This is a genomic window from Dyadobacter sp. 3J3, assembly GCF_009801115.1.
Lineage (GTDB): Bacteria > Bacteroidota > Bacteroidia > Cytophagales > Spirosomataceae > Dyadobacter.
Map to the genome: position 1 here is coordinate 13,262 of NZ_VTOL01000007.1, position 22,905 is coordinate 36,166.

The following is a 22,905-nucleotide window of genomic DNA, read 5'->3' on the forward strand; positions in this document are numbered from 1 at the left end:
TTGTTGATTTATAAATTACTACGACAAAAGTACCTGACCGGGAAATATGGATAAATGACTGCATTTCCCGAATACTTGTCCAGACTTCCCAACTTTTTTGCATAAAGTGGTTACATAGAGGCTTTGAAAATATCTTTGAGGAAATTCAGACAAATGAAATTTAACGGGAGTTTTTCATTTTCGGGAAAGATTATCATTTCCCATACAGATCATTACTCAATTTAAATCAAGTATTTTCATAAAAAAAGGTACCCGCCGAAGCAGATACCTTTTCAATAAATTAATTGTTATATCAACTTACGATTCGCAGGATGAACAACTTACCAGACTGGTAACCAATTCTTTTGAAACACTCTGGCTGCGTTGGTAATACAAAGTTTTTATACCCAGTTTCCAGGCTTCGATCAGCAATTTATTTACTTCTTTAACCGGCAAATTTGATGGAATATTAAGATTCAGACTTTGCGCCTGATCTACATATTTCTGACGAATTGAAGCTTGTTGAATGATTTCCAGCTGACTTATTTCCTTGAAAGTCTTAAACACATCTTTTTCATGATCGTTCAATTCGCTCATATGCTGTACACTTCCGTGATTAAGCATGATCGTACGCCAGGTTTCTTCATTATCGATTCCTTTTTCCTCCAAAAGCACTTTCAGGTATTTATTCTTCCGCATAAAGTTTCCTTTTGCAAGACCCGCTTTGTAATAATTGCTGCTGAATGGCTCAATACCGGGGGAAGTTTGTCCAAGAATTGCCGATGAAGACGTAGTAGGCGCAATCGCCAGAAGCGTCGTGTTTCTGCGGCCATAACCTTTCAAAAGTTCCGGCTCACCGTAAATCATGGCAAGTTCCTGCGTCGCTTTTTCTGATTTATCCTGGATCGTTTTAAAAATCTGCGTCGTCAGCTGTTTTGCCTGCATACCTTCAAAAGGGATCATATTTTTTTGAAGATAAGAATGCCAGCCCAAAACACCGAGCCCTAACGCGCGGTGACGTTTTGCAAACCTGTTTGCAGGTGCCAAAAAGTGATTTCCTTCCGTTTTTTCAATAAACTCCTGAAGCACTGCATCCAGAAAGAAAATAGCCAGGCGAACCGCATCCGTATCTTTCCACTCGTCATACAATTCCAGGTTCATGGAAGAAAGGCAGCAGATGAAAGATTCATCTTCCGTCGAAGGCAACATAATTTCCGAACATAAATTACTGGCGTTAATACGCAGATTTTTATCCTTGTAAACCTGTGGTTTGTTCAGGTTGACATTGTCAGAAAAGAAAATATACGGAAGTCCTTTTTGCTGGCGACTTTGCAAAATTTTCGCCCAGATTTCTCTTTTTGACATATCACCATCGATCATATCCTGCATCCAGTAATCCGGCACACAAACGCCGGAGAACAGATTTTGGATCGGATGACCGATGTCCTTGATCTGCAAAAATTCTTCTATATCCTCATGGTCAATATCCATGTAAGCTGCAAAAGCTCCACGGCGCACGCCACCTTGTGAAATCGTATCCATGGCCGTATCAAAAAGGCGCATAAAACTAACGGCTCCACTGCTTTTTCCGTTGTCGGTAACTGCACTTCCACGAGCACGTAAATCTCCGAAATAAGCAGAAGTACCGCCTCCGATTTTTGTTTGCATGATTACCTCGCCCAGTTTGTGCGTGATGCCTTCGATATTATCCGGCACATGCACATTGAAGCAGGAAATCGGCAAACCGCGTTCTGTACCCATATTCGCCCAGATAGGTGAACTAAGGCTCATCCAGCCTCTATCAATCATTTCCTGAAAGGCCTCCTTTAATTCCGGACGGAAAAGACGTTTGGCCGCAGCCGCGCAAACACGCTCGATTGCTCCTTCAACCGTTTCTCCTTTAAGCAAATAACCCCTGTTAAGAACCTGTTCACTTTCGGTATTTTTCCACCAAAGCTTCGGCATTTCATACTGGCTTGTTACGCCTTCCAGCAAATCCAATTCGGCAACTTTCATTTTTTTAAGGTTTTATATTTGTTGATTTCTCAATTTCTTTTTTGTTTTTCAAACCGATCATTAAAACAGATCGTATGCCGAAATACTTTTGTCATGTTTGGTATAATCCACCGGACGTTTTGCGAAAAAATCATCCAGACTGTTTGCAAAAACCTCTTCTTCAAACCATTGCAGTAATTTCACATCTGCAATGGCAAGATTATACTGGCGTGGCAAACCAATTTTCATCAGACTGTCGTCCGCACGGTATTTCATGAAATTGATCAGATCCTCTTTGTTGATACTGTCAATTTCTCCTTCGCTGAAAATCCAGTCGATGATACGTGATTCCACATCGATCGAAGAACGAACAAGACGTGTTATTTCTGCAACCGTCTCCTGATCAAACATATCAGGAAATTCTTCCTTAATTTTATTGACAAGAAAAATACCGGCATTGGCGTGAATCTGTTCATCGATCGATGTCCAGGCGATGATATTACTCACGTTTTTCATCAGCCCTTTAAACCGGGCAAAAGATAAAATAATAGCGAATTGGCTGAATAAGCTCACATTTTCTATCAAGATGGAGAACAGGATCAACGAGAAGGCATATTCCTTTTTATCAGTCGATTTTGAATTTCCCAAAGCCTCAGACAAATAGTCGATACGCTCGCGGATTACAGGAATTTCAATCAGTGTTTCAAATTGATTGTTGTAACCCAATACTTCCAAAAGACGTGAATAAGCTTCTGAATGGCGAAATTCACATTCAGCGAACGTGCTTCCCAAACCGTTAAATTCAGGTTTTGGCAAATGGTGAAAAAGGTTTCCCCAGAAAGATTTTACGGATACTTCAATCTGGGCAATGGCAAGCAGACTATTTTTAACAGCCGTTCTTTCTGCCGGGCTCAAATGAGAATGAAAATCCTGGGTATCCGCCGTAAAGTCGACTTCAGAATGTACCCAGTATGCTTTGTTAATAGCTTCTGTAAATTGTAAAATTTCAGGATATTCAAACGGTTTATATTGCAGGCGTTTATCAAAAATACTCATAAAAAAATACTGATTTAAAACTTGTTGAATGAGAGCGGATCAGAATTTTTCAACAAGAATTTCTCCTGATAACGCAGCTTAATTCCCGACAGAACCGTCCAAACGTGCTGTTAACACAACCTTTACCATTTCTCTTATCGGGGCAACAAATGTACCAGAATATTTCACAAGGTAAAATTTTTTGTAAACTTTTATGAAAATATAAATTTCCAAAAACCTTATAATCAAATATTTAACTTAAAAAATTTGTTCACTTTTTTTTCAACACTTATTTTTTGTCAAAATAAATTTCAGAATACCGGAACTTAATTTAATCAACTATACATCAAAGTATTAGGTTTGACTTGAACTGTACAAGCCATAGGTAAAGGTCTGATTTCTAATCAGGTACTTATAGATTCCGCCATTTGTATATCACCTACTATGCACTTGGTCTAATTCAGTTATTCTGGACACTCTCAGCCTTTGAAATCGCAAACAAAATATTAATATAAGTGCTTTGCCAATGCACTTATCCGGGATATAAACCCTTGTTCTTTTCGTTTACAATCGCACTCAGTATCTCCACCAGTTCATTCATATTTTGCTCCTTAGCCACTGATATGTACACAGGACCGAAACTTTTTCCGGTATTGGTAATAGCCGTGATCGCCTCTGCATTCTCTTTGATTATGCTGTCAAGGTCATCGGCACCAAGCAAATCAATTTTATTAAAGATCAGCAATACCGGAATATGGTCCGCCCCTATTTCCGAAAGTATGGCATTGACCACCTGAACCTGTTGAAGCCAGGCAGGATGCGAAATATCTGCCACATGCAGCAAAACATCGGCTTCCCGTACTTCATCCAGGGTTGATTTGAAGGAATCAATAAGCAGCGCGGGCAACTTACGTATAAAGCCTACCGTGTCGGTCAGCAAAAATGGTATTCCACTTAGACGTACATTTCTGACAGTACTGTCTACCGTCGCAAAAAGCTCGTCCTTTGCATATACGTCAGCTTTTGAAAAATAATTCATCAAGGTTGATTTACCGACATTGGTATAACCTACCAAAGTGGCTCTTACAATCCGGTCACGTTGTTTCCGCTGCGTCATACCCTGCTGGTCTATCTTTTCTAGTTTTTCTTTTAAAAGTACGATCCTGTCTTTGATCGTCCTGCGGCTGTTTTCCAGGTCTGTCTCGCCTCCTGCCCGTTTGCCATCGTCGCTTGATTTGCTTTCGGCATCTGTTGTCATACGGCTCATGCGGGGCAAAAGGTACTGGAGTTTTGCCACTTCCACCTGCAATTTTGACTGAGCTGTCCTGGCACGCATTTCGAATATTTGCAGGATTAAAGCCCCTCTATCCATCACCCTTATTCCCTCAAAGGCTTTTTCAAGGTTGCGAAGCTGCTTTGGGCTCAACTGATCATCGAATAACACGATTTGAACAGGGTTTGCGGTAAGGAAGGTTTTGATCTCTTCCAGTTTTCCCGTTCCGATATAAGTTTTTGCATCCGGATGCGGCAGATTTTGAACAAATTCACCCACGGATTGAATCATCAGCGTTTTGGCCAGGAAGGCCAATTCTTTCAAATATTCTTTTGTTTGTACAGCATTCTGCTTTTGTGTACTCACTGCTACCAATATTGCATTTTCGGCATTTGCAGTAGTTTCATGCATTATTTTATTTGTTTTCATGGTGCCTGATATTTTAAGATTTATCGGATTCAAAATTCAATTTCTGACAGGATACAAATTAATTCATAATAAATTCGATCCAATCCCTTCATAGCAACGCTCATGCCCTCAACTAAACGATTATCAGGTTACTAATAAATCTCAAAGACAGACTGCATACCAATAAAATGATATACTTTATCATTTTGATATGAACCTGGAATTTACGGCTTTTAATCGCCCGATCTTTCCTCTGCACGCAGTTCAGTCAAATTTTATATCTTTCGATTTTAAAGTTAAAATATACCAGTTTTGGAAGGGCATACACATATCACAGAATTTCATAAAAGAGTAAAACTGGCTGGCGTTTTGCTGGCTACCGGTATCGTATTTGGAGACATTGGTACTTCGCCACTTTATACCCTGAATGCATTGTTCCATCCCGGTGAGGTAGTCGATCCAGCCAAGGCACTGGGCATTTTGAGCTGTGTGATCTGGACGCTGACATTACAAACCACGCTCAAATACATTCTGATCACACTGACAGCCGATAATAACGGTGAAGGAGGCATATTTTCACTCTATACGCTGATCCGGAGATATTTTGGCAAATGGTCAGTAGTGCTGGCAGTAATGGGCGGGGCTTTTCTGATTTCAGACGGGATTATCACTCCTCCTATCTCCGTTTCTTCGGCGATTGAGGGCCTCCAAAAAATATATCCCGGCCTGAATACCGTACCGATCGTGATCGCTATTATCATTTTCCTTTTCGTAATTCAGCAGCTTGGCACCCAGCAAATCGGAAAATTTTTCGGGCCTGTCATGCTTATCTGGTTTTCCTTTATTGGTATTATCGGCCTTATGTCATTATTTTCAAACCTGTCTGTACTAAAAGCTTTCAACCCTTATTATGCCTATGAACTGTTGGTCCACTACCCCGCCGGATTCTGGCTTCTAGGAGGCATTTTTTTATGTACCACCGGTGCTGAGGCTCTTTACAGTGACATGGGTCATGTTGGAAGAAACAATATCCGCGTCAGCTGGATTTACGTTAAAATCACATTGCTGCTTTCTTACGCCGGTCAAACCGCCTGGCTTATCAATAACGGTGTGGCCAACGAGCTAAGTCCGTTTTACAACATTATTCCGGAAGTTATTTATGTTCCGTCCGTTATTCTGGCTTCTATGGCGACTGTCATCGCCAGCCAGGCGTTGATCAGCGGCTGTTTTACGCTTGTCAACGAAGCCATCCGGCTAGGCTTATGGCCAAGAAACCGTGTTGTTTTCCCGGGTACGATGAAAGGGCAAATGTATATTCCCTTCTTTAACTGGTTTCTGATGGTGGCTTGCATTCTGACCGTCCTGCATTTTCGTGAATCCAAGAACATGGAAGCTGCCTTTGGATTATCGGTTACACTGACGATGCTGATCACCACATTTCTTATATCACTTTACCTGCGGATACGGCGTGTCCCTACGCTGGTCATCGTACTGATCAGTGTTCTTTTTCTTGCTGTTGAAATTTCCTTTTTGATTGCAAACCTCCAAAAACTACACGAAGGCGGCTGGATCATGCTGGTAGTAGGTGGCTTGCTGACGTGCACGATGCTTATATGGTATTATGGAAAAACTGCTCAGGACAAACTGATCGCAAAGGAAGGGCTTTCTCCTCTTATATTACAAAAACTTAAAGACCTCAGTGGCAATGAGAAACTCAGGAGCTACGCCACCAATCTGATTTATCTGACGTCGTCCAGCAACCCGGAAAGTATTGAAAAGCGCATTCTGGATTCAATTTTCCATACACCTGCGAAACGTGCCGATATTTACTGGTTTCTGCACGTGCATGTGACCGACGAGCCTTATACGCTCAAATACGAAGCAAAAGCACTTGAAACAAATGACGTGTACCACATAGTGCTTCATATCGGGTTTCGCGTCGAGCCAAAAGTAGATCTCTTCTTTCGAAAAATAGCTGCCGAACTGATGTTGAAAGGGGAACTGCGATACGAGTGGACAGAAGAAAAAAAATACGACAGCCAGGATTTCGGTGATTACCGTTTTGTGATAACCAACTCATTTTTATCCTATGACAACAGCTTGCCTTACTGGCGAAATTTCCTGATCAAATCGTACTATAATCTAAAACTGATCGGGGTTAGGGAAGATGTAAATTTTGAACTGGACGCCAGCAACGTCATATTCGAAAGATATCCACTGGTCTTCGAGCGGGCCAATCAGGTAAATCTGGAAAGAATTTAATTCCGTCATTTTGATTTATTTTGAATACACATGACGATTCTATTAATCCGCTTTGAGATACTCAAAAGATTGAGCTGCACGTGTCATAATGATAGCGTACTATCATTATGATAGGCCAACCTGTATTTTGTCAAGGGTTTAAACTTGGTTAAAAATTTGACAATCAACAACATAAATTGCATTTTCGATTTATGGCACGAATGTAGTAAAAGCCTTATCGTACTAAAAAGATTAACAGATGCAAGTCTCGCAATATTTAAAATCAACAATCCATGCGGCTAAACAAGGTTTTCAGCCCTTTCATATTTTAATTCTTTTTTATACAGGCCTGGGGGTTTTAGGGATCTTGTACCGCGTCCTGTCTTAATAGTTTTCTTGTGAACACATACCTGACGCTACACTTAATCGATGCCAAGTAATCGGTTCCTAACCAATAGACAGGCACCAATAATACCCGCATGTTCTCCTAATTTCGATATTTTCAGTTGTGAATCATTATTTACAAGACTTAATGAATACTTGTTCAAAGCAGTTTTGATAGGCAGATACAGGTAATCACCGGTTGAAATCAAACTACCTCCCAACACGATCAGTTCAGGATTTAAGACGTTTATCAGGGCGGCAATTCCTCTACCTAGATTCTCTCCGACACTGGCAATCAACTCAATAGCTAAGACATCATCATTTAAAGCGGCCTCAATGATATCGTCCATGGTGATATTTTCGGGAGCTATTTTTTTCACAGAAGTCAAAACAGAGGACGACCCTTCTGACAGTTTCTCGCGAAACATCCTTGTCAGCGCCCACCCAGAAGCTTCCGTTTCCAGACATCCTTTTTTACCACAATGGCAAATACGCTCGTTGTCAAAAAATGGCATATGACCGACTTCCCCGGCATAACCGGATTTGCCATAATAAAGCTGACTATCGAATAAGATCCCGACACCAATACCATAGTCCAGATTCAGAAAAAGAACATCTTGTTCGTCTTCGACAACACCGGCACAAAATTCGCCATAAGCCATGGCTCTTGAATCATTTTCCAGAAAAACCGGAGTGCCTACGCGGCTCTGAATAATTTCAGCCAGTGGTTTTTCGTCAAAGTGGAAAAAACTGTAACTATGCCCGGTGGTATAATTGATCCGGCCTGAAAGATTAATTCCGATACCTAAAACACGGTCTGCCGGGACGTCCAGTGCTCCAATAAAATCTTGTATATAATTACAAAGTGATTCCAGCGATTCAGGCGTGTTATCAAGTTTAAAGTCAAGTTTTTCTGAAATTCTAACCAGATTTTTTTTAAGGTCACACAAGCCAATATTGATGTGACTTTGTTTCACATCCACGCCAATAAAAAATGCAGAATCCGGCACAATCCCATATAAATTCGGTTTCCTGCCACCAGTCGATTCTATTTTTCCATAATCTTTGATTAGCCCTTCGCGTATCAGCTCGTTCAACAAGGAAGTGACTTTTGGGACGCTCACGTCCAGTTCTTTACTCAGATCAGGAATCGTTGTATTTCCATGATTTGCAAAATAACCTAAAATTATTTTTTTAGGATCGCCTTTTTTTCCTCCAACACCCACTATTCGAATCGTTCGACTCATATATTAAAAACTGATACTTTCTTCAAACTTACTTACTTTCAAGAATAAAATCTGCATATCTCCACTTGAATTAACGCATGGATCAAGCAATTTCAGTAATCGTTTTAGTAAGTATGAAGAAAGTATCATTACTTCATTAATTCTAATGCTGACTAATTGATTTTTCAGGCTTTTGGCCAGTGCGTTTCAACGCCTTGTTTTTTGATGAATTCCTGAAATTCTTTCAGCAGCTCTTCCTTTTCACGCACAGCCTTCGGGATCACTTTTCTGTCCAAAGCATAGGTAATTAAAAGTCCGACAGATTCTCCGATACTCCACTCCACGGGATGCAAACGGTAACAGCCATTGGTGATATGTGTTGTCCCAATATTTTTATTGGCTGGTAAAAGATTTTCCATTCGTTTTGGTAACAAAGCGCCTAATGGAATTTGAAACGGAAGTGACCCAAAATCAATATAATTATTCCCCGAAGTGCTCGGATGGAGATCGATGTGATAATACCCTACCCCAACACTATCATAGAATTCAGCAGCCGTATTATCCTTTTTTCCGGTAATAAGCACGCGGTTATCGGCACCGACGTGCTCTTCCTTAATTGTAAAAACAGCCCTGATTCTGCGCGACTCACGGATGTAGGGATATTTGGCAAGGCCGTCTTCGGTTCCCATGATGTCTTTTCTCAACCGGATCCCGGGCCAGCCTTTTCCCCCATCCGGACGAGGCGCTTCGGTTTGCAGCCAGTATAAAAGTGAAAGACTCAGCTGTTTTCCACCTTCAAAGTATTTTTTGGAATCCTTTTCACTCGCTCCAATCAGATTACCAAGGAAATAATCATTTTGGGGCCAGTTGACAATTGTAATGTCACCTGCGTATGTTCCTTTATTAAAATTTTCCTTATTGATAATTCTCCGGTAGTTCCATAAGTTCAGCATATCGCCCATCATCAAACCTTCGGGATGAAAACCCAGTGCTTTTGGTTCGAGCGTTTTGGGATTTGAGTACGACAAATCCAGTAATTTCCCCGACCAGGGTTTGGTCATTTTTGGTACAAAATTTTTCCAGAACTCATATTGCTTCGGTTTTTCAATGAGGTGATTTTCTCCCGGAACATAATCGATGGCAAAACAAACGGTGAATGCCTGGTTATTTTCAGGATCTGCTTTTTCAGGTGCATGGAGCTCATTTGTTTCACTTTTTGCTTCTGTCCCCGTTACAAATTCAGTTCCCGTCAAAGGGAGCAAATCGCCCATTTCAGTAGCATCCACAAAGTAGGGAGCCGATAGAATAAACTTTGCATTACTTTTAAGATTAATCGCTTCAAGTGCCTTAACCTGATTTTGATCGGTTGAAGCTGAAATGACTTTATGTTCAAGAAGCAGAGTAAGTTTACCGGTACTGATATAAGGTGCAAACAGCTCATTTAAAACGGCCACAGCAACACGCGGTTCGTGACAAAGTTTGGACACAGAACCGTCGCCCGGATTGAGGTTTTTTCTGTTTTTTGCAGATTCAGTGAGTGGATAATTCCGGATATAATACTGGCGGATAGCAGTACGGAAATCGCGGTATAGCTGGGTAGCCCCATGCGTTTCGATCCAGATGTGCTCGTCTGGCGGAACGCCCTGCTGGCTTAGTTGCCCTCCTACCCAGTCTGTCTCCTCGGTTAAAATTACCGACAACCCATTTCTTAAAGCAGCCAATGCAGCGGCACAGCCACCCAAGCCTCCGCCCGCAATTACGACATCTGCGTTAAGTTTTGTTTTCCCGGAAACAGATTCTGCCTGCTGCGCTTTTACTGTTGCTGGTACAAAAGCAGAAGCCGTGGCGAGAACGCCGCTGCTTACTGCCATATTTTCAATGAAATTTCTACGATTCATAATTCAAATGTAATGAAGGATAAGTAGCTGTTAGCAATTAGTTGTAAGCGATTAGCTTATTGACCGGACGATTTACAGATCCTTATAAAAATCGATAATATTAACTAATTTTTCGCTACTACTTACCCGTTGTTGACAGAGGATACACAAAGAGCCAGAAAAGTAAAACGAGAGTCGTATCGGATGGCAAATTTTACAAATAAAACTTCATGGATCTCATTTAGCCTCCAAAAATCTTTGTGCAACCTTATACCGTTACCACTCAGGATTTTGCGTTAGTTTCGGATTGATATCGCGTTCGGATTGAGGAACTGGTAAAAGATTCAATTTTGGATACCAGAAACGGACCTCGCGAAGCATACGTGTACTTTCGCTGGCGGCGTAGGTTGGAATATTATTTAAATCGTTCACAGTACTGGTTTTAAAATCAGGTATTGCAGGTGTTATTGCCGGATCTTTTGCGATGCCAATAATTTTTTGAGGCATAACAATCGAGGCTATATCCCAGCGGCGGATATCAAACCAGCGGAAACCTTCCATGGCCAGTTCCACCGTACGTTCTCTGCGCACAAGCTGGCGCAACTTGTTTTGATTATCCGTTATTGCCGCTTCTACTTCGGGCTGCCCGGCTCTTTTACGGACCAGATTTATCGCGTTAATTACGGAAGCATCGATTTCGTTCAGTTCAATTTTTGACTCTGCATAGGTAAGCAAAATCTCTGCATAACGCATCATTATAAAATTTACCCGTGCTGTAAAAGCATTTTCGCCGGTAAACGTATACTTTGCATGAAGCAAACCCACACCACTTTTTGAAGGTCCGTAAGCATTATCAAAATCAGCATTTGCTTTGGTAGTCCAGGTGCCGTCCGCGTTTTTGACGGAGGTTGTATTCTTGTAAATATCGTAAACAAAAGTGGCCTGGTTCATCGTAATGGTATCACCCGGGATCGCTACGGTATATTTCAAACGCGAGTCACGGTTCAGCCTTGGATTTTTTGGGTCATACACCTTTGATTCATCGATACGTTTTCCATCTTTTGCTTCAAACATATCCACCAGGCGCTGCTGCGGGAATCGGCCGGATTGTCCGCCCGCTGTTCTTGAAATACTTCCCAAAGGAAGATAGGTAACCGAATTGGCATCTGCATCCGTATAAAGAATTTCAAACATAATCTCTTTTCCGGCATTTGGAGCCTGACCTGCCTTCGTAAAAAGATCCTGGAATTTTGGATTCAGTCCAAGTCCTGCCCCGTCCATAATCTGTTTACCTACATCCGCTGCAACTTTATATTCTTTGTTGTAAAAGGCAGTGCGCGCCTTTATTCCTAACACGACAGCTTTTGACATCCGGCCACGATCAACCGGAGCCCAATCCAGTATCCGGGCCGCAGCATCCAGGTCTTCATAGATAAATTTAATCACCTCAGCTTTTGGGGAACGAACCTGCAAATAAAAATCAGCGGGTAACAAAGGCTTTGTAATCAAAGGAACATCGCCATACAGATTGACCAGAAAAAAATAGGCGAACGCGCGGACGCCTCTGGCTTCTGCCTGCATCCGGTTGTAGACTGCTTCCGGAACATTCGCTTTTCCTGCTTCCATACCGTCGATCATGGTGTTGGCCCGTTGGATAGTCGTGTAAGCCAGCGTCCAGATTGATTTTGCGTTGGCATTAAAAACATCAAAATTTCCTTCACCCATATCCGGGGCACGCAGTAAAGCGATATCGGTCCAGCCATCCGTCAGTGACTGATAAGGTGTATTTCCTGTGTTCCAATACGCAGATTTATACACAGCCGTAAGTGCTGCATTCATTTCTGTTTGATTGTTGAAGAACTGGCCGGTTGCAGGCGAAGCCAGTGGTGCCTGTTCGAGATAATCTTTACAGCCCGAAAACACTTGCAATGACAGGCAAAGCCCTACGATATATACAATTTTCTTTTTCATTTTCTTAGAACTTAATGTTAATACCCACAGTGTACGTCTTCATGATCGGATAAAACTGTCCGCCGGTATCCCTTTGTTCAGGATCAAATCCGGGAAAGAACTTGGTCCAGGTAACCAGATTTTGTCCGCTCAAATAAATGCGGGCTGATTTTATCTTTACTTTTTCTGTCAGCAATTTGGGCAGTGTGTAGCCCAGCACAACGTTTTTAATGCGCAGGTAAGAAGCAGATTTTACCCAGTACGAAGAGGTCACATAATTATTGGGGATACTGTTCGCCGTCAGACGGGGATACGCAGCACCTTTATTTTCAGGTGTCCAGAAATCTTCCTGGTATTTAAACATTGATCCCTGAAAATCAGAGGAGTAAAATGGCTGCGAGCCTGTACCTGACAAATAATTATCTTTTTTGCCTACACCCTGAAAAAAACCGGTAAGATCGAAACCTTTATACTGCGCCGCCAGATTGAAACTGTATTCATAACGGGGAAAGTAGTTACCCAGGATCGTCCGATCGTAGCTGTCGATTTTATTATCCGGAACGCCGTCGGGGCCGCTGATATCTTTGTAACGAATATCACCGGCAGCAGTATTCCCATATTGAAAAGGAGCATTTTTGACTTCCTCGTCGGACTGAAATAACCCCATCGCCTGGTAGCCATAATACGAATCCAGCGCATATCCCTCCTGCTGAATGGTTGAGCCATTGATGATTGGCTTGCCTCCGTTTTGAAGAACTTTGTTTTTAACATCCGAAATATTGAACTGCACCTGGTAATTAAAATCCCTTACCTTGTCTTTCCAGCCGATGGCAAGCTCCCACCCTTTATTGCGCATTGAACCAACATTGACAAACGGAGATGCCAGACCAACGTAACCCGGAATGGGTACAAGCTGAAGCATGTCGGTAATATCGCGTTGGAAATAATCGGCAGTCACCGTCAGGCGATTTCTCAGCAAGCCAAAGTCAGCTCCGATATCCAGAATTTTAGATGATTCCCACTTGATGTTCGGGTTAGCAGCGGAAGTCAGGGCATACCCGGCATTGACGACATTGTTGAAATAGTAGTTGTAGGCCGAACCCGAATAAAATGTGGAATAACTTGGATAATAATCCTGCACATCGTTTCGAATCAGATTTTGGTTTCCCAGCGTTCCGTAAGAGGCACGCAGTTTCGCGTCATTGACGATATGACTGAAAGAAGACCAGAAATTCTCTTGAGACATACGCCATCCCCCGGAAACAGAAGGAAATAATTTCCACCAGTTTTCTTGTCTGAAACGGGACGAAGCATCCATTCTCCCATTTACTTCCAGCAAGTACTTTTCATTGTAGTTATAATTCAAACGGCCGTATGCCGAAACCATTGAATATTTGCTTGCACCGCCGCTGATGGTTTGGCCCAGCGGATCGCCGCTGTCCAAATAGGGTCGGTCGGGAGATAACAAGTTCTGACGAAAAGTATTCACATTTGAAGTACTGAAATCTTCCGTACTGAATCCTCCGAGGATTGTAAAATTATGTTTTCCAAGTGCTTTGTTATACGTAGCCTGTGTACGGAAAAGGTTTTGCGTATTCTCTGAATTGTTGTCGGATAAAGAGTTCAATGCGGGCCAGGAACGAGCGAGTACCAAGGTTTTGGTACTCGGATCTGCATTGTAAATTTTATACTGATCCGTAAAAGTACGGCCATGAGTAGTATAGTAATTCGAGCTGAATGTGGCCAGGATTTCAAGACCATCGACTGGTTTGTAGGTAAGTGTACCTTTGATGATCCGCGAATTGGTAATGCTTCTGGCAAAACCGCCATCCTCCGCCTGCGCTGCCGGATTTGCATTGGACCAGCCTTCCCCCCATTCTCCGCTATCATACTGCCCCGGTGTGGTCGCTGGAAAACCCAGCATCTGACGAATAATAGCCTGCGGCGAAGATTGTCCCGGCCAAAGTCGGTTGGTCCTGTTTAAAACCAGATCCATTGACGCTGAAAGTTTTTTGGAAATGGCAATATCCGTATTGAAACGAAAATCTGCCCGCTTGAAATTTGTATTCGCCGTCAAACCGTTCTGATCCAAAAAACTTCCCGAACCGAAAACTTTGATCCGGTCTGTGCCACCGGAAATGTTCAGGTTATGGTTTTGCATCATGCCGTTTCCTGTGAGCACCAGTTTTTTCCAATCCGTATTGAAGAGCGAAAAATTGTCCGGCCCGTTTTTTTCATACGCTGCAATCTGACTTGTGAAAGCAGCCGGCAAACCACTGTTGGTCTGGGCAATATCCCAATATTTCATGTGCTCCAAAGCGTTCACTTTTTGAGGTAAATCGGTCGGGCTCTGATTGGAAACATAGGCATTATAACTGACATTAATGCCGGTCGCTCCCCGCTTACTTGTGATGAGGATCACCCCATTTGCAGCGCGCGAGCCATAAATAGCAGCCGCAGCCGCATCTTTCAGTACCGAAATACTTTCAATATTATTCGGGTCGATCGCATCCAGATTCATTTCGACATTATCTATCAAAACAAGCGGATTTTGACCTGCGTTAATGGAACCGATCCCCCGTATACGTATCGTCCCCGCATCCCCACCCGGAACACCCGATTGCTGGGTAATAGTAACGCCTGGCGCGGCGCCCTGCAAAGCCAGGGAGGTAGAAGCGACCTGCCTGTTCGTTAGTTTTTCTCCGTCAATAACCGAAACTGCGCCTGTTAAATTTACTTTTTTCTGAATTCCATAACCTACAACCACCAGTTCATTCAGCGTTTTGCTATCGGAAACAAGCGATATATTAACTTCACCCGGACCGTCGAAAGCAACTTCCCGGCTTACCATACCCATAAAGGAGAAAACAACAGTGCCAGAATTCTGGACTAATGGCAGTTTATAATTTCCGTCGGCATCCGTTGTGGTTCCATTGGAAGTTCCTTTGATCAAAACGGTTACGCCGGGTAATGTCCCTCCGGTACTTTCTGTTACTTTCCCTCGTAGTTCCGGACTTTGGGCTGCGGCATAATACTGCTGACAAATTGTAAAGAGCACTGCAAGCCACCAGCGCATGTGCCGTTTTTTCATTGTAAAATTCTGCATTAGTCAGTCATTGGGTTTAGATAAGACATAGTTTTTCAAGCCGGTAAAAAACCGGTAAAGCACGCGTCATTAGGTATTAAAATTTTAAAGGGTTTAGGAATAACAGCGATTACCGGGTCAATTGACAGCGGATATCAAAATCAATATCTGCCTCAAAAGTACGGTTCCATGGCAGGTCAAAGGTTAAATTTACAGGTCCGGTACATCTTACATTTTTCTGCGGGTTTTGATTTTTATTGAAATAATTTCCAATAAATAAATTCATATGATTTTGCAGGAGACCTAAACAATATTTTTCGACTTTCTGATTGTCCTGATGGTTCATCAGTGTCGCGCTTGGCATTTTTTTTCCGGCAGACAAGTAGGTATTCGCCTTGGCCCTAACCAGATTGTGGTAATAATAATCGTCCATCACCCGGTTGATCATGAACCAGTTTTGAGCAGTCCACACACGCACGGCAACTGTTTTGTTTTTCATAAATCTGGAATCTGCAAGTGCAAAAACGACTCCGTGCGGCAAAGCCGTCCCAATGGTATTTCCGGCGGTATTCCAGGAAGCGTAACCATTGAGCTGCGAAAAAACGCGTCTTTTTTCCAATGCTTCTGTAAATACTGAATCTCCTCCCTGCACATTTCCAACCGGATCAATATCAGCGACGATTACCCGTTTGCCTGCCTTTACCTTTTGTTCAATTTCCCTGGCAAATGTTTCGGCAATACCCGCTTCGTGTCTGGACGGGTATACATAAAACAAAATGTCGGCCTGATTTTCGCTTTCCGTTTCCCGAGATCCTGTTGCTTTAATATGTTGACTTACCGTTTCAGAAAGAATCCGGTCTTCAAAGGGCATCACTGTGTTTTTTAACTTTTCAGAAGAATAAACAGCCTTGATTTTCGGAGATATATTGTACTGTTTATTCAAAGCTCTTGCCAGCAGCAACATCGAAACTTCGTCCGCACCGGGTTGAATGGCAATTTTTTGGGTTAGCTTTAAGTCGTCCCGTAGTTTTATCAGATTTTCCCTGTCCACAACATGCACACCTTTTGGAGAAGCATCGTCCTGCGACAGAATCAGGTAATCGATCAGTCCTGTTTTTACGAAATCTATCGCTTTCAAATTGATTTTGTAGTTACGTTCTCGTGCCCTTTTATAGTCGGCAAGCATAGCCGCGGGAATATCCTGTTCCAGTTTTAAAACCTGGGATTTCGTTTTTTCATCTTTATCCGGTGAGACTTTCGCCCAGTTTGCAAGCTTTTCCCGGTAAGCCTCGTTTTTCCCGTCCGCACTCGGAGCCAAACGCATGATCACACTCTGCCCATAAATTTTGAGATCCGGAGCTTTTTGTCTTATCTGATTCATTACTTCAATTCTGGACATGGCCTCCGGCGATTCGATCATGAACTTTCGCGAAGCCACCAGTCCTCCGTAAGCAATCATATCCAGAACGATTATCGCAGCGTCGTAAGATTGCAGGTCCTGTTTCAAAATCCATTCATTGATCTTTTCAGACTGTCCCGGAAGCTGAAAATTCCCAAGCAATTCCAAAGGCGGTGAAATAACTTCCGCATCGCCAATCAGTCCCATTTTTTCCGTCATTTTTAAACAAGGCGGGCGCGCATCCAACGGAATAAATAAAATTTTTGAGCTTAACCTGGCTGTTTTCTGGGCAAAGGTTTGCACACCGATCAATAAAATAATGAGCAGAGAAATGTAGTTTTTCATAAACTGCTAAATTTAGATTTATAACCATTCAGCCCGTAAAACAGAATGTAGATGTAACAGACCATGGGCAATATGAAGGCAATTTTCCAGGTCGAATTGTCAATCAATAACCCCTGACAAAAAGAAATAATGGCTCCACCTGCAATAGCCGTTGATAAAAGTCCGGACGCCTGTGTGGTATATTTCCCTAAACCGCTGACAGAAAGCGAAAAAATGATGGCAAACATGATCGAATTACAGAAACCCACTGCAATCATAGTCCATACTGCAAGATATCCTTCCGAATTTATAGATACGAATATGAGAATTATCGCCATCACAGCGCACACGCTCAGCACAACCGAGGCTCTTATTGACTTCAATAAAACAGATCCTATCAGTCGCCCGACGAGCATGCCTCCCCAGTAAAAAGCCACATAATTGTTGGCAGCACTTTCGGATATTTTTAGAATGTCGGCGATGTAGTTGGTAAGAAAAGTCCCGACAGAAACCTCTGCACCGACGTAAACGAACAAACCTATTAGTCCGTAATTCAGATTACGAAATGAAAAAACACTTTTTTGGGAAGCTTCATTTTCCGGATTGATATCTTGTCCGGCTACTATTTCGGGCAATGACAATCGGCTTACGATCAGCGCAATAATGATCAAAACGGCAGCAATGCCCAGATACGGATACCTGACGGCGTCGCTGGAAGCAGCCGAATCCCGGAGCGATCCGAGGATATAATAGGCACCAAAAAGTGGGGCCGTTGTGGTACCGATCGAACCAACGCCCTGAATAAGCGTGAGCCGGGAAGACGCGGTTTTTGCCGGGCCCAAAATAGTTATATAGGGATTGGCCGCAACCTGCAAAAGCACAATACCGACAGCAACAATAAATAAAGCAGCCAGAAATAATGAATACTGGTGCATGACAGAAGCCGGAAAAAACAACAATGCGCCAACGGCTGCCACTGAAAAACCCAGTACCATACCTTTTTTGTAGCCTACTTTTTCAACAACTTTCCCGGCAGGTATGGAAGCAATTCCGTAGGTCAGAAAAAAGTAAAACTGAACAAGAGAAGACTCGGAATAACTCAGCGTAAAACCCTTTTTGAAAAAAGGGACAAGCGTATCGTTCAGGCAGGTAATAAAACCCATCATGAAATACAACACCGCCAGTATGATCAACGCAGGTGTGTAATTTTGCTTCTGCCCGCCGATTGGCTCGGCCATTGAAACAGTATTGATAGGAATTCCGGCCATATTATGAATATTGAATTTCTGACGATTTCTTTTCTGCAATTGCTTCCAGCGTTTGCCAGCATTGATATAATCCGCGCGGAACATGGAAACAGCCTTTCCACTTTCCACCTTTCAAAGGTAACAATACTTCTCCCTGCCGGTTCAGATAACCATACCATTCCGGATTCTGCTGATCAGCGAAATGCGACCAGGTATATTCATGCACTTTTTCAAACCAGCTCCAGCAACGTTCATCGCCCGTATGCAAATACCCTTTCAACAAACTGATCAGCGTTTCCACATGTACCCACCATAGTTTTTGGTCCCATTCCAGTTGCTGGGGCGGAGCACCTTTTACGTCCATGAAATAAAAGATCCCGCCATGTTTTTTGTCCCAGCCATAATCGAGAATGTTCAGGGTTATTTCCATTGCCTTCTGAGAAAGTTCCTTATCGCCAGACCGCTCGGCCAGATCCATCAAAAACCACATCGCCTCAATCCCATGACCGGGATTAACCAGCCGACCTTCGAAAGAATCAGAGAAATCTCCATCAGGTGTAACATTTTCTAAAATGATACCTAAATCAGCGCGGTAGAACTGGTTCAAAATGGTATCAATTCCGTTTTGGATTGTCTTTTCAACTAAGTCCGGATCAAGTAAATGTTCAATTTCAAGAACCAGATTGCACAGGATCATGGGAAGCGCAAAACCTTTCAAAGGCCGGGTTCCGGGAAAACTCTTATCATATTTACCTTTCGCATCGTCTTTTTTATTTAGAATTTGATGAAAAGTATCCACGGCAATTTTTGCATGTTCCGCATGCTGTGTTGCCTTGTAAAGCTGACCAAAGGCCATAGAAGCAAAACAGTCTGAAAATATGTTATGTGGCTGGGTCAATGGAATCCCTTCCCGGTTTAAAGAAAAATACCAGTTCCCATTTTCATCCCGCCCATTTTTTTCAAGAAATGCCGCACCCTGCAATGCAAAATCCAGCCATTCCTGCTTTTTCTCAACTTTATTATATAACATAGCAAAACACCAAACCTGGCGACATTGCAGCCAGACAAATTTATCAGTGTCAAAAACCTTCCCCGCATTATCCAGACAGGTAAAATACCCGCCAAATTCCTGGTCGCCCGAATTGATCAACCAAAAGGGTATCACATTGTTTAATAAGGTATCCTTATATAAATTGGTATACTTTTCAAATTGCATGTATCCAGGTATTGTAGGTTAAAAAGAACAAGAATGAGCAAAGGATAATGTTTAACAACTTAAACATCTGACAAAAATCATTACTTAATTATTTATTTTATTTTGTTAGGCTCAAATTAACAATATAAATATTAAGATACCAAAACGAAGACATGGAAAATATTTTACTTTTACCATAATTCTCGCCGTTATTTAAGTTTTCATTTAAAATAGAGCGTTTTTAGTAAATTTCCAATCCTGTTTGCATAAAAAAGTATTTTCACTATCCTTTCAAATATCGTAATACCGAGCAATTTTGAATAAATTTAGATTAGTTACGGCTTAAAGGATCCCTTTATTCAGGATCTTACTAAATTATTTATTAAATTTGATTTAAATAAAGAAGATATAATATTAAGTTTACACTTTCCCGAACTTATCTTAAACCTTTAAAAAATAGAAGACATTGATCGCAGTAAAATTAATCAGCGGGTTGATTGTGGCCGCATTAGCGAGTTATGGAGGTACTATGCTTGTTCTCGAAAGTACCGAAAGGTCAGAAGGATACGAACGATTCGAACCGCCAATAACATTCTCCGGAAGTTCCACTACTGATCATTCCAGGACGCTACTGCCTGATATCATCGCCGCGGACAGCAGCCGGTTTACCCACATGATGCTCGCTCAGGGATTGGACGAACCTATGGAAATGGCCATTCTGCCGGATCTCAGCGTGGTGATCGTAGAGCGAAAAGGGGCCGTGAAGCTTTATGATGCGCAGGAGAAAAAAATAAAGACCATTGCAAACCTGAATGTTTTCAGCGGTATTGAAGACGGCTTACTGGGTGTTGCAGTGGATCCGGCTTTTGATAAAAACAACTGGATCTATTTTTATTACGGCGTTGGAGGAGACAAAAATGTAAGTCATCTGGAACGCTACGAGCTAACCGGCTCGCAGCTCAATATGGCCTCAAAGAAAGTATTACTTCAAATACCTACCCAACGAACATATTGCTGCCATTCTGCTGGTTATCTGACATTTGCGGCCGATGGGCTACTTTATTTATCTACGGGAGACAATACTAACGCAGAGGAAATTGAGGGACATAACCCAACGGATGAACGGCCAGGCAGACAACTATCGGACGATCAGGGAACAACAGCCAACAGCAGGGATTTGAGAGGTAAAATTCTGCGTATCAAACCAGAAGCAGATGGCACTTACTCGATTCCGGATGGCAACCTGTTTCCCAAAGACGGATCGCAGGGATATCCTGAAATTTATGTGATGGGCTGCCGGAATCCATTCCGGATGTCTGTTGACCCTAAAAATAATTTTGTTTACTGGGGCGATGTCGGTCCTGACACCAACGTCCCGGCTGAAGAAAATTTTCTTAGTTATGATGAAATAAATCAGGCCCGTAAACCGGGATTCTTTGGTTATCCCTACTTTCTTGGAAACAACGAAGGTTTTCCGAAATATGATTTTGTGACAAAACAGGAAGGCCCGAAACAAGATCCTCTGCATCCGGTTAATAATTCACCGAACAATACGGGAATCAAGCAGCTTCCACCTGCTCAGCCTGCGATGATCTGGTATGGCAAGGGCGAGTCCAAACGCTGGCCTCTGGTTGGAAAAGGTGGCGCAAGTGCTATGGCCGGACCGGTTTACTACGCCGACTTGTACCCTGGCTCTCCGTATAAGCTGCCCGAATATTACAATGGAAAATTATTTATATACGAGTGGATCCGAAAATGGATTATGGCTGTAACACTCGACAAAGATGGCAATTATGTAAGCATGGAGCCCTTTTTACCTCATTTAAAAGTGATTGCTCCCATGGATATGAAAATAGCAAAGGACGGGGCGATTTATATGCTGGCTTACGGGACCAACTGGTTTGCAAAAAATACCGATGCAGGACTGATCCGGGTTGAATATTCAGAAGGAAACAGAAATCCTATTGCTGATATCCAGGTTACCAAAAAGTATGGAGCGGCGCCGTTAACGGTGACTTTGTCAGCCGAAAAGTCCAGAGACTATGATCCGGGCGATAAATTGCGTTTTGAATGGAAGATAGGCTCCAAAGCACTCGCAGGCCAATCGGTTAACCATATTTTCACGAAACCTGGTGTATATGACATTTCATTGACGGTTAAGGATCAACATGGAGGAGTGGGAATCGCCACTACGCAGGTCAAAGTTGGCAATACGCCACCCGAAGTGAACATCAGCAGCAGCGCCAATCGAAGCTTTTATTGGGATGGTTCTGATTTTAATTACAAAATCAATGTAAAGGACAAAGAAGAAAAGGTGATTGATCCATCAAAAATTACTGTATCCCTCGACTATCTCAAATTTGGCAAAGATCTGGCTTCTGTACTTTCAGGGGCTAGCCACGGCAATGTTAAATATTTAGCTGCTGAAAAACTCTATGCTTCTCTGGACTGCAAAGCTTGTCACACGATGGATACAAAATCAATCGGTCCAGCCTTGAAAGAAGTTGCGAAACGATATGCCGGGAAGGAAAATTATGATGAAAAGCTGGCTGAAAAAATAATTAAAGGCGGAAGCGGGAATTGGGGAAGCTACCCTATGCCACCTCACCCCGACTTATCCCAAACACAGGCCAAGGAAATTTCCCGCTATATCCTCTCCCTCGATCAGCAAAAAACGCAGCTTGCATTACAAGGAAACAGGAAGCTGACAGAACACGAGGGTCAGGGAAATGTGGGGGCCTATATATTACAAGCCGGCTACACTGATAAGGGCGCAGGAGGTATTGAACCTTTAACGAGCAGCAGTCATATAATTTTAAAGAATCCGCTGGTACAGTTTGAAGATTATGAAGAAGGAAGTGCCAATGTCGTTATAGCAACCTTGAATACTGGCTATATTTCATCTATCTGGGCTAAAAATGACAAATTTGTCAGTTTCAAACATATTGATCTAAACCATATTTCAAAACTAAAAATCAGGGTGCAGCAGGAAGGTGCGGGCGGATTGATCCAGGTCCGAAAAGGTAGTGCGACCGGAGAAGTAATAGGAAGCCTGAAAGTGGCCGCCGGAAAAGTGAAAGATGTAAAAACAGAATGGCAGGAATATGAAATTACGCTAAAACCTACGCCCGGCATTTACGATCTGTTTTTTACTTTTTCCAACCCTGACAAGTCAAAAGTGCTTCTTTGCTCCCTGGACTGGGTTTATTTCGAAAAATAGAATCAGTAATAAACAAAAAGCGCAGGAAGTTTTACACAAAGATGTAAAGCTTCCTGCGTTTTATGGT

At 42.4% G+C, this 22,905-nt stretch carries 12 protein-coding genes; 2 read left to right on the plus strand and 10 right to left on the minus strand.

The window, feature by feature from the left end:
• Nucleotides 1-297: 297 nt before the first annotated feature.
• From FZF08_RS15955 to hflX, 3 genes are all read right to left on the minus strand, one after another.
• Entirely contained in the window at nt 298-1,995 is a 1,698-nt protein-coding gene (locus tag FZF08_RS15955; protein WP_229216561.1) for a ribonucleoside-diphosphate reductase subunit alpha, read from the minus strand.
• Nucleotides 1,996-2,055: 60 nt separating this feature from the next.
• Complete coding sequence (locus FZF08_RS15960; RefSeq protein WP_159470514.1) at nt 2,056-3,030, minus strand: ribonucleotide-diphosphate reductase subunit beta; 975 nt, start codon at nt 3,028-3,030, stop codon at nt 2,056-2,058.
• Nucleotides 3,031-3,541: 511 nt separating this feature from the next.
• Complete coding sequence (hflX, locus tag FZF08_RS15965) at nt 3,542-4,711, minus strand: GTPase HflX (RefSeq protein ID WP_229216562.1); 1,170 nt, start codon at nt 4,709-4,711, stop codon at nt 3,542-3,544.
• Nucleotides 4,712-5,002: 291 nt separating this feature from the next.
• On the opposite strand from hflX, the gene FZF08_RS15970 reads away from it, so the two are divergent.
• A complete protein-coding gene (locus FZF08_RS15970) occupies nt 5,003-6,952 on the plus strand; it encodes a KUP/HAK/KT family potassium transporter (RefSeq protein ID WP_229216563.1) in 1,950 nt (649 codons plus the stop codon).
• 401 nt (nt 6,953-7,353) lie between these two features.
• Here FZF08_RS15970 and FZF08_RS15975 read toward each other — a convergent pair whose 3' ends face one another.
• The 7 genes from FZF08_RS15975 to FZF08_RS16005 form a co-directional block, all read right to left on the minus strand.
• Complete coding sequence (locus FZF08_RS15975) at nt 7,354-8,562, minus strand: ROK family transcriptional regulator (protein WP_159470516.1); 1,209 nt, start codon at nt 8,560-8,562, stop codon at nt 7,354-7,356.
• A 164-nt stretch (nt 8,563-8,726) separates the two neighbouring features.
• Nucleotides 8,727-10,439: an FAD-dependent oxidoreductase gene (locus FZF08_RS15980; RefSeq protein WP_159470518.1), complete on the minus strand. Its 1,713-nt coding sequence runs from the start codon at nt 10,437-10,439 to the stop codon at nt 8,727-8,729.
• 255 nt (nt 10,440-10,694) lie between these two features.
• Nucleotides 10,695-12,389 (minus strand): RagB/SusD family nutrient uptake outer membrane protein, encoded by a 1,695-nt coding sequence (locus tag FZF08_RS15985; protein ID WP_159470520.1) that lies wholly within the window; start codon nt 12,387-12,389, stop codon nt 10,695-10,697.
• Nucleotides 12,390-12,393: 4 nt separating this feature from the next.
• A complete protein-coding gene (locus tag FZF08_RS15990) occupies nt 12,394-15,474 on the minus strand; it encodes a TonB-dependent receptor (RefSeq protein WP_159470522.1) in 3,081 nt (1,026 codons plus the stop codon).
• A 109-nt stretch (nt 15,475-15,583) separates the two neighbouring features.
• A complete protein-coding gene (locus FZF08_RS15995; RefSeq protein WP_159470524.1) occupies nt 15,584-17,197 on the minus strand; it encodes a DUF4127 family protein in 1,614 nt (537 codons plus the stop codon).
• The gene (locus FZF08_RS16000) at nt 17,194-18,552 is read right to left on the minus strand and encodes a sugar MFS transporter (RefSeq protein ID WP_229216564.1); all 1,359 of its coding nucleotides are present in this window, start codon (nt 18,550-18,552) and stop codon (nt 17,194-17,196) included. Before FZF08_RS16000 ends, FZF08_RS15995 begins: the two co-directional genes overlap by 4 nt.
• Complete coding sequence (locus FZF08_RS16005) at nt 18,446-19,639, minus strand: AGE family epimerase/isomerase (protein WP_159470526.1); 1,194 nt, start codon at nt 19,637-19,639, stop codon at nt 18,446-18,448. Before FZF08_RS16005 ends, FZF08_RS16000 begins: the two co-directional genes overlap by 107 nt.
• Nucleotides 19,640-20,084: 445 nt before the next feature.
• Here FZF08_RS16005 and FZF08_RS16010 point away from each other — a divergent pair, with 445 nt between their 5' ends.
• Entirely contained in the window at nt 20,085-22,838 is a 2,754-nt protein-coding gene (locus FZF08_RS16010; RefSeq protein WP_229216565.1) for a PQQ-dependent sugar dehydrogenase, read from the plus strand.
• Nucleotides 22,839-22,905 lie beyond the last annotated feature (67 nt).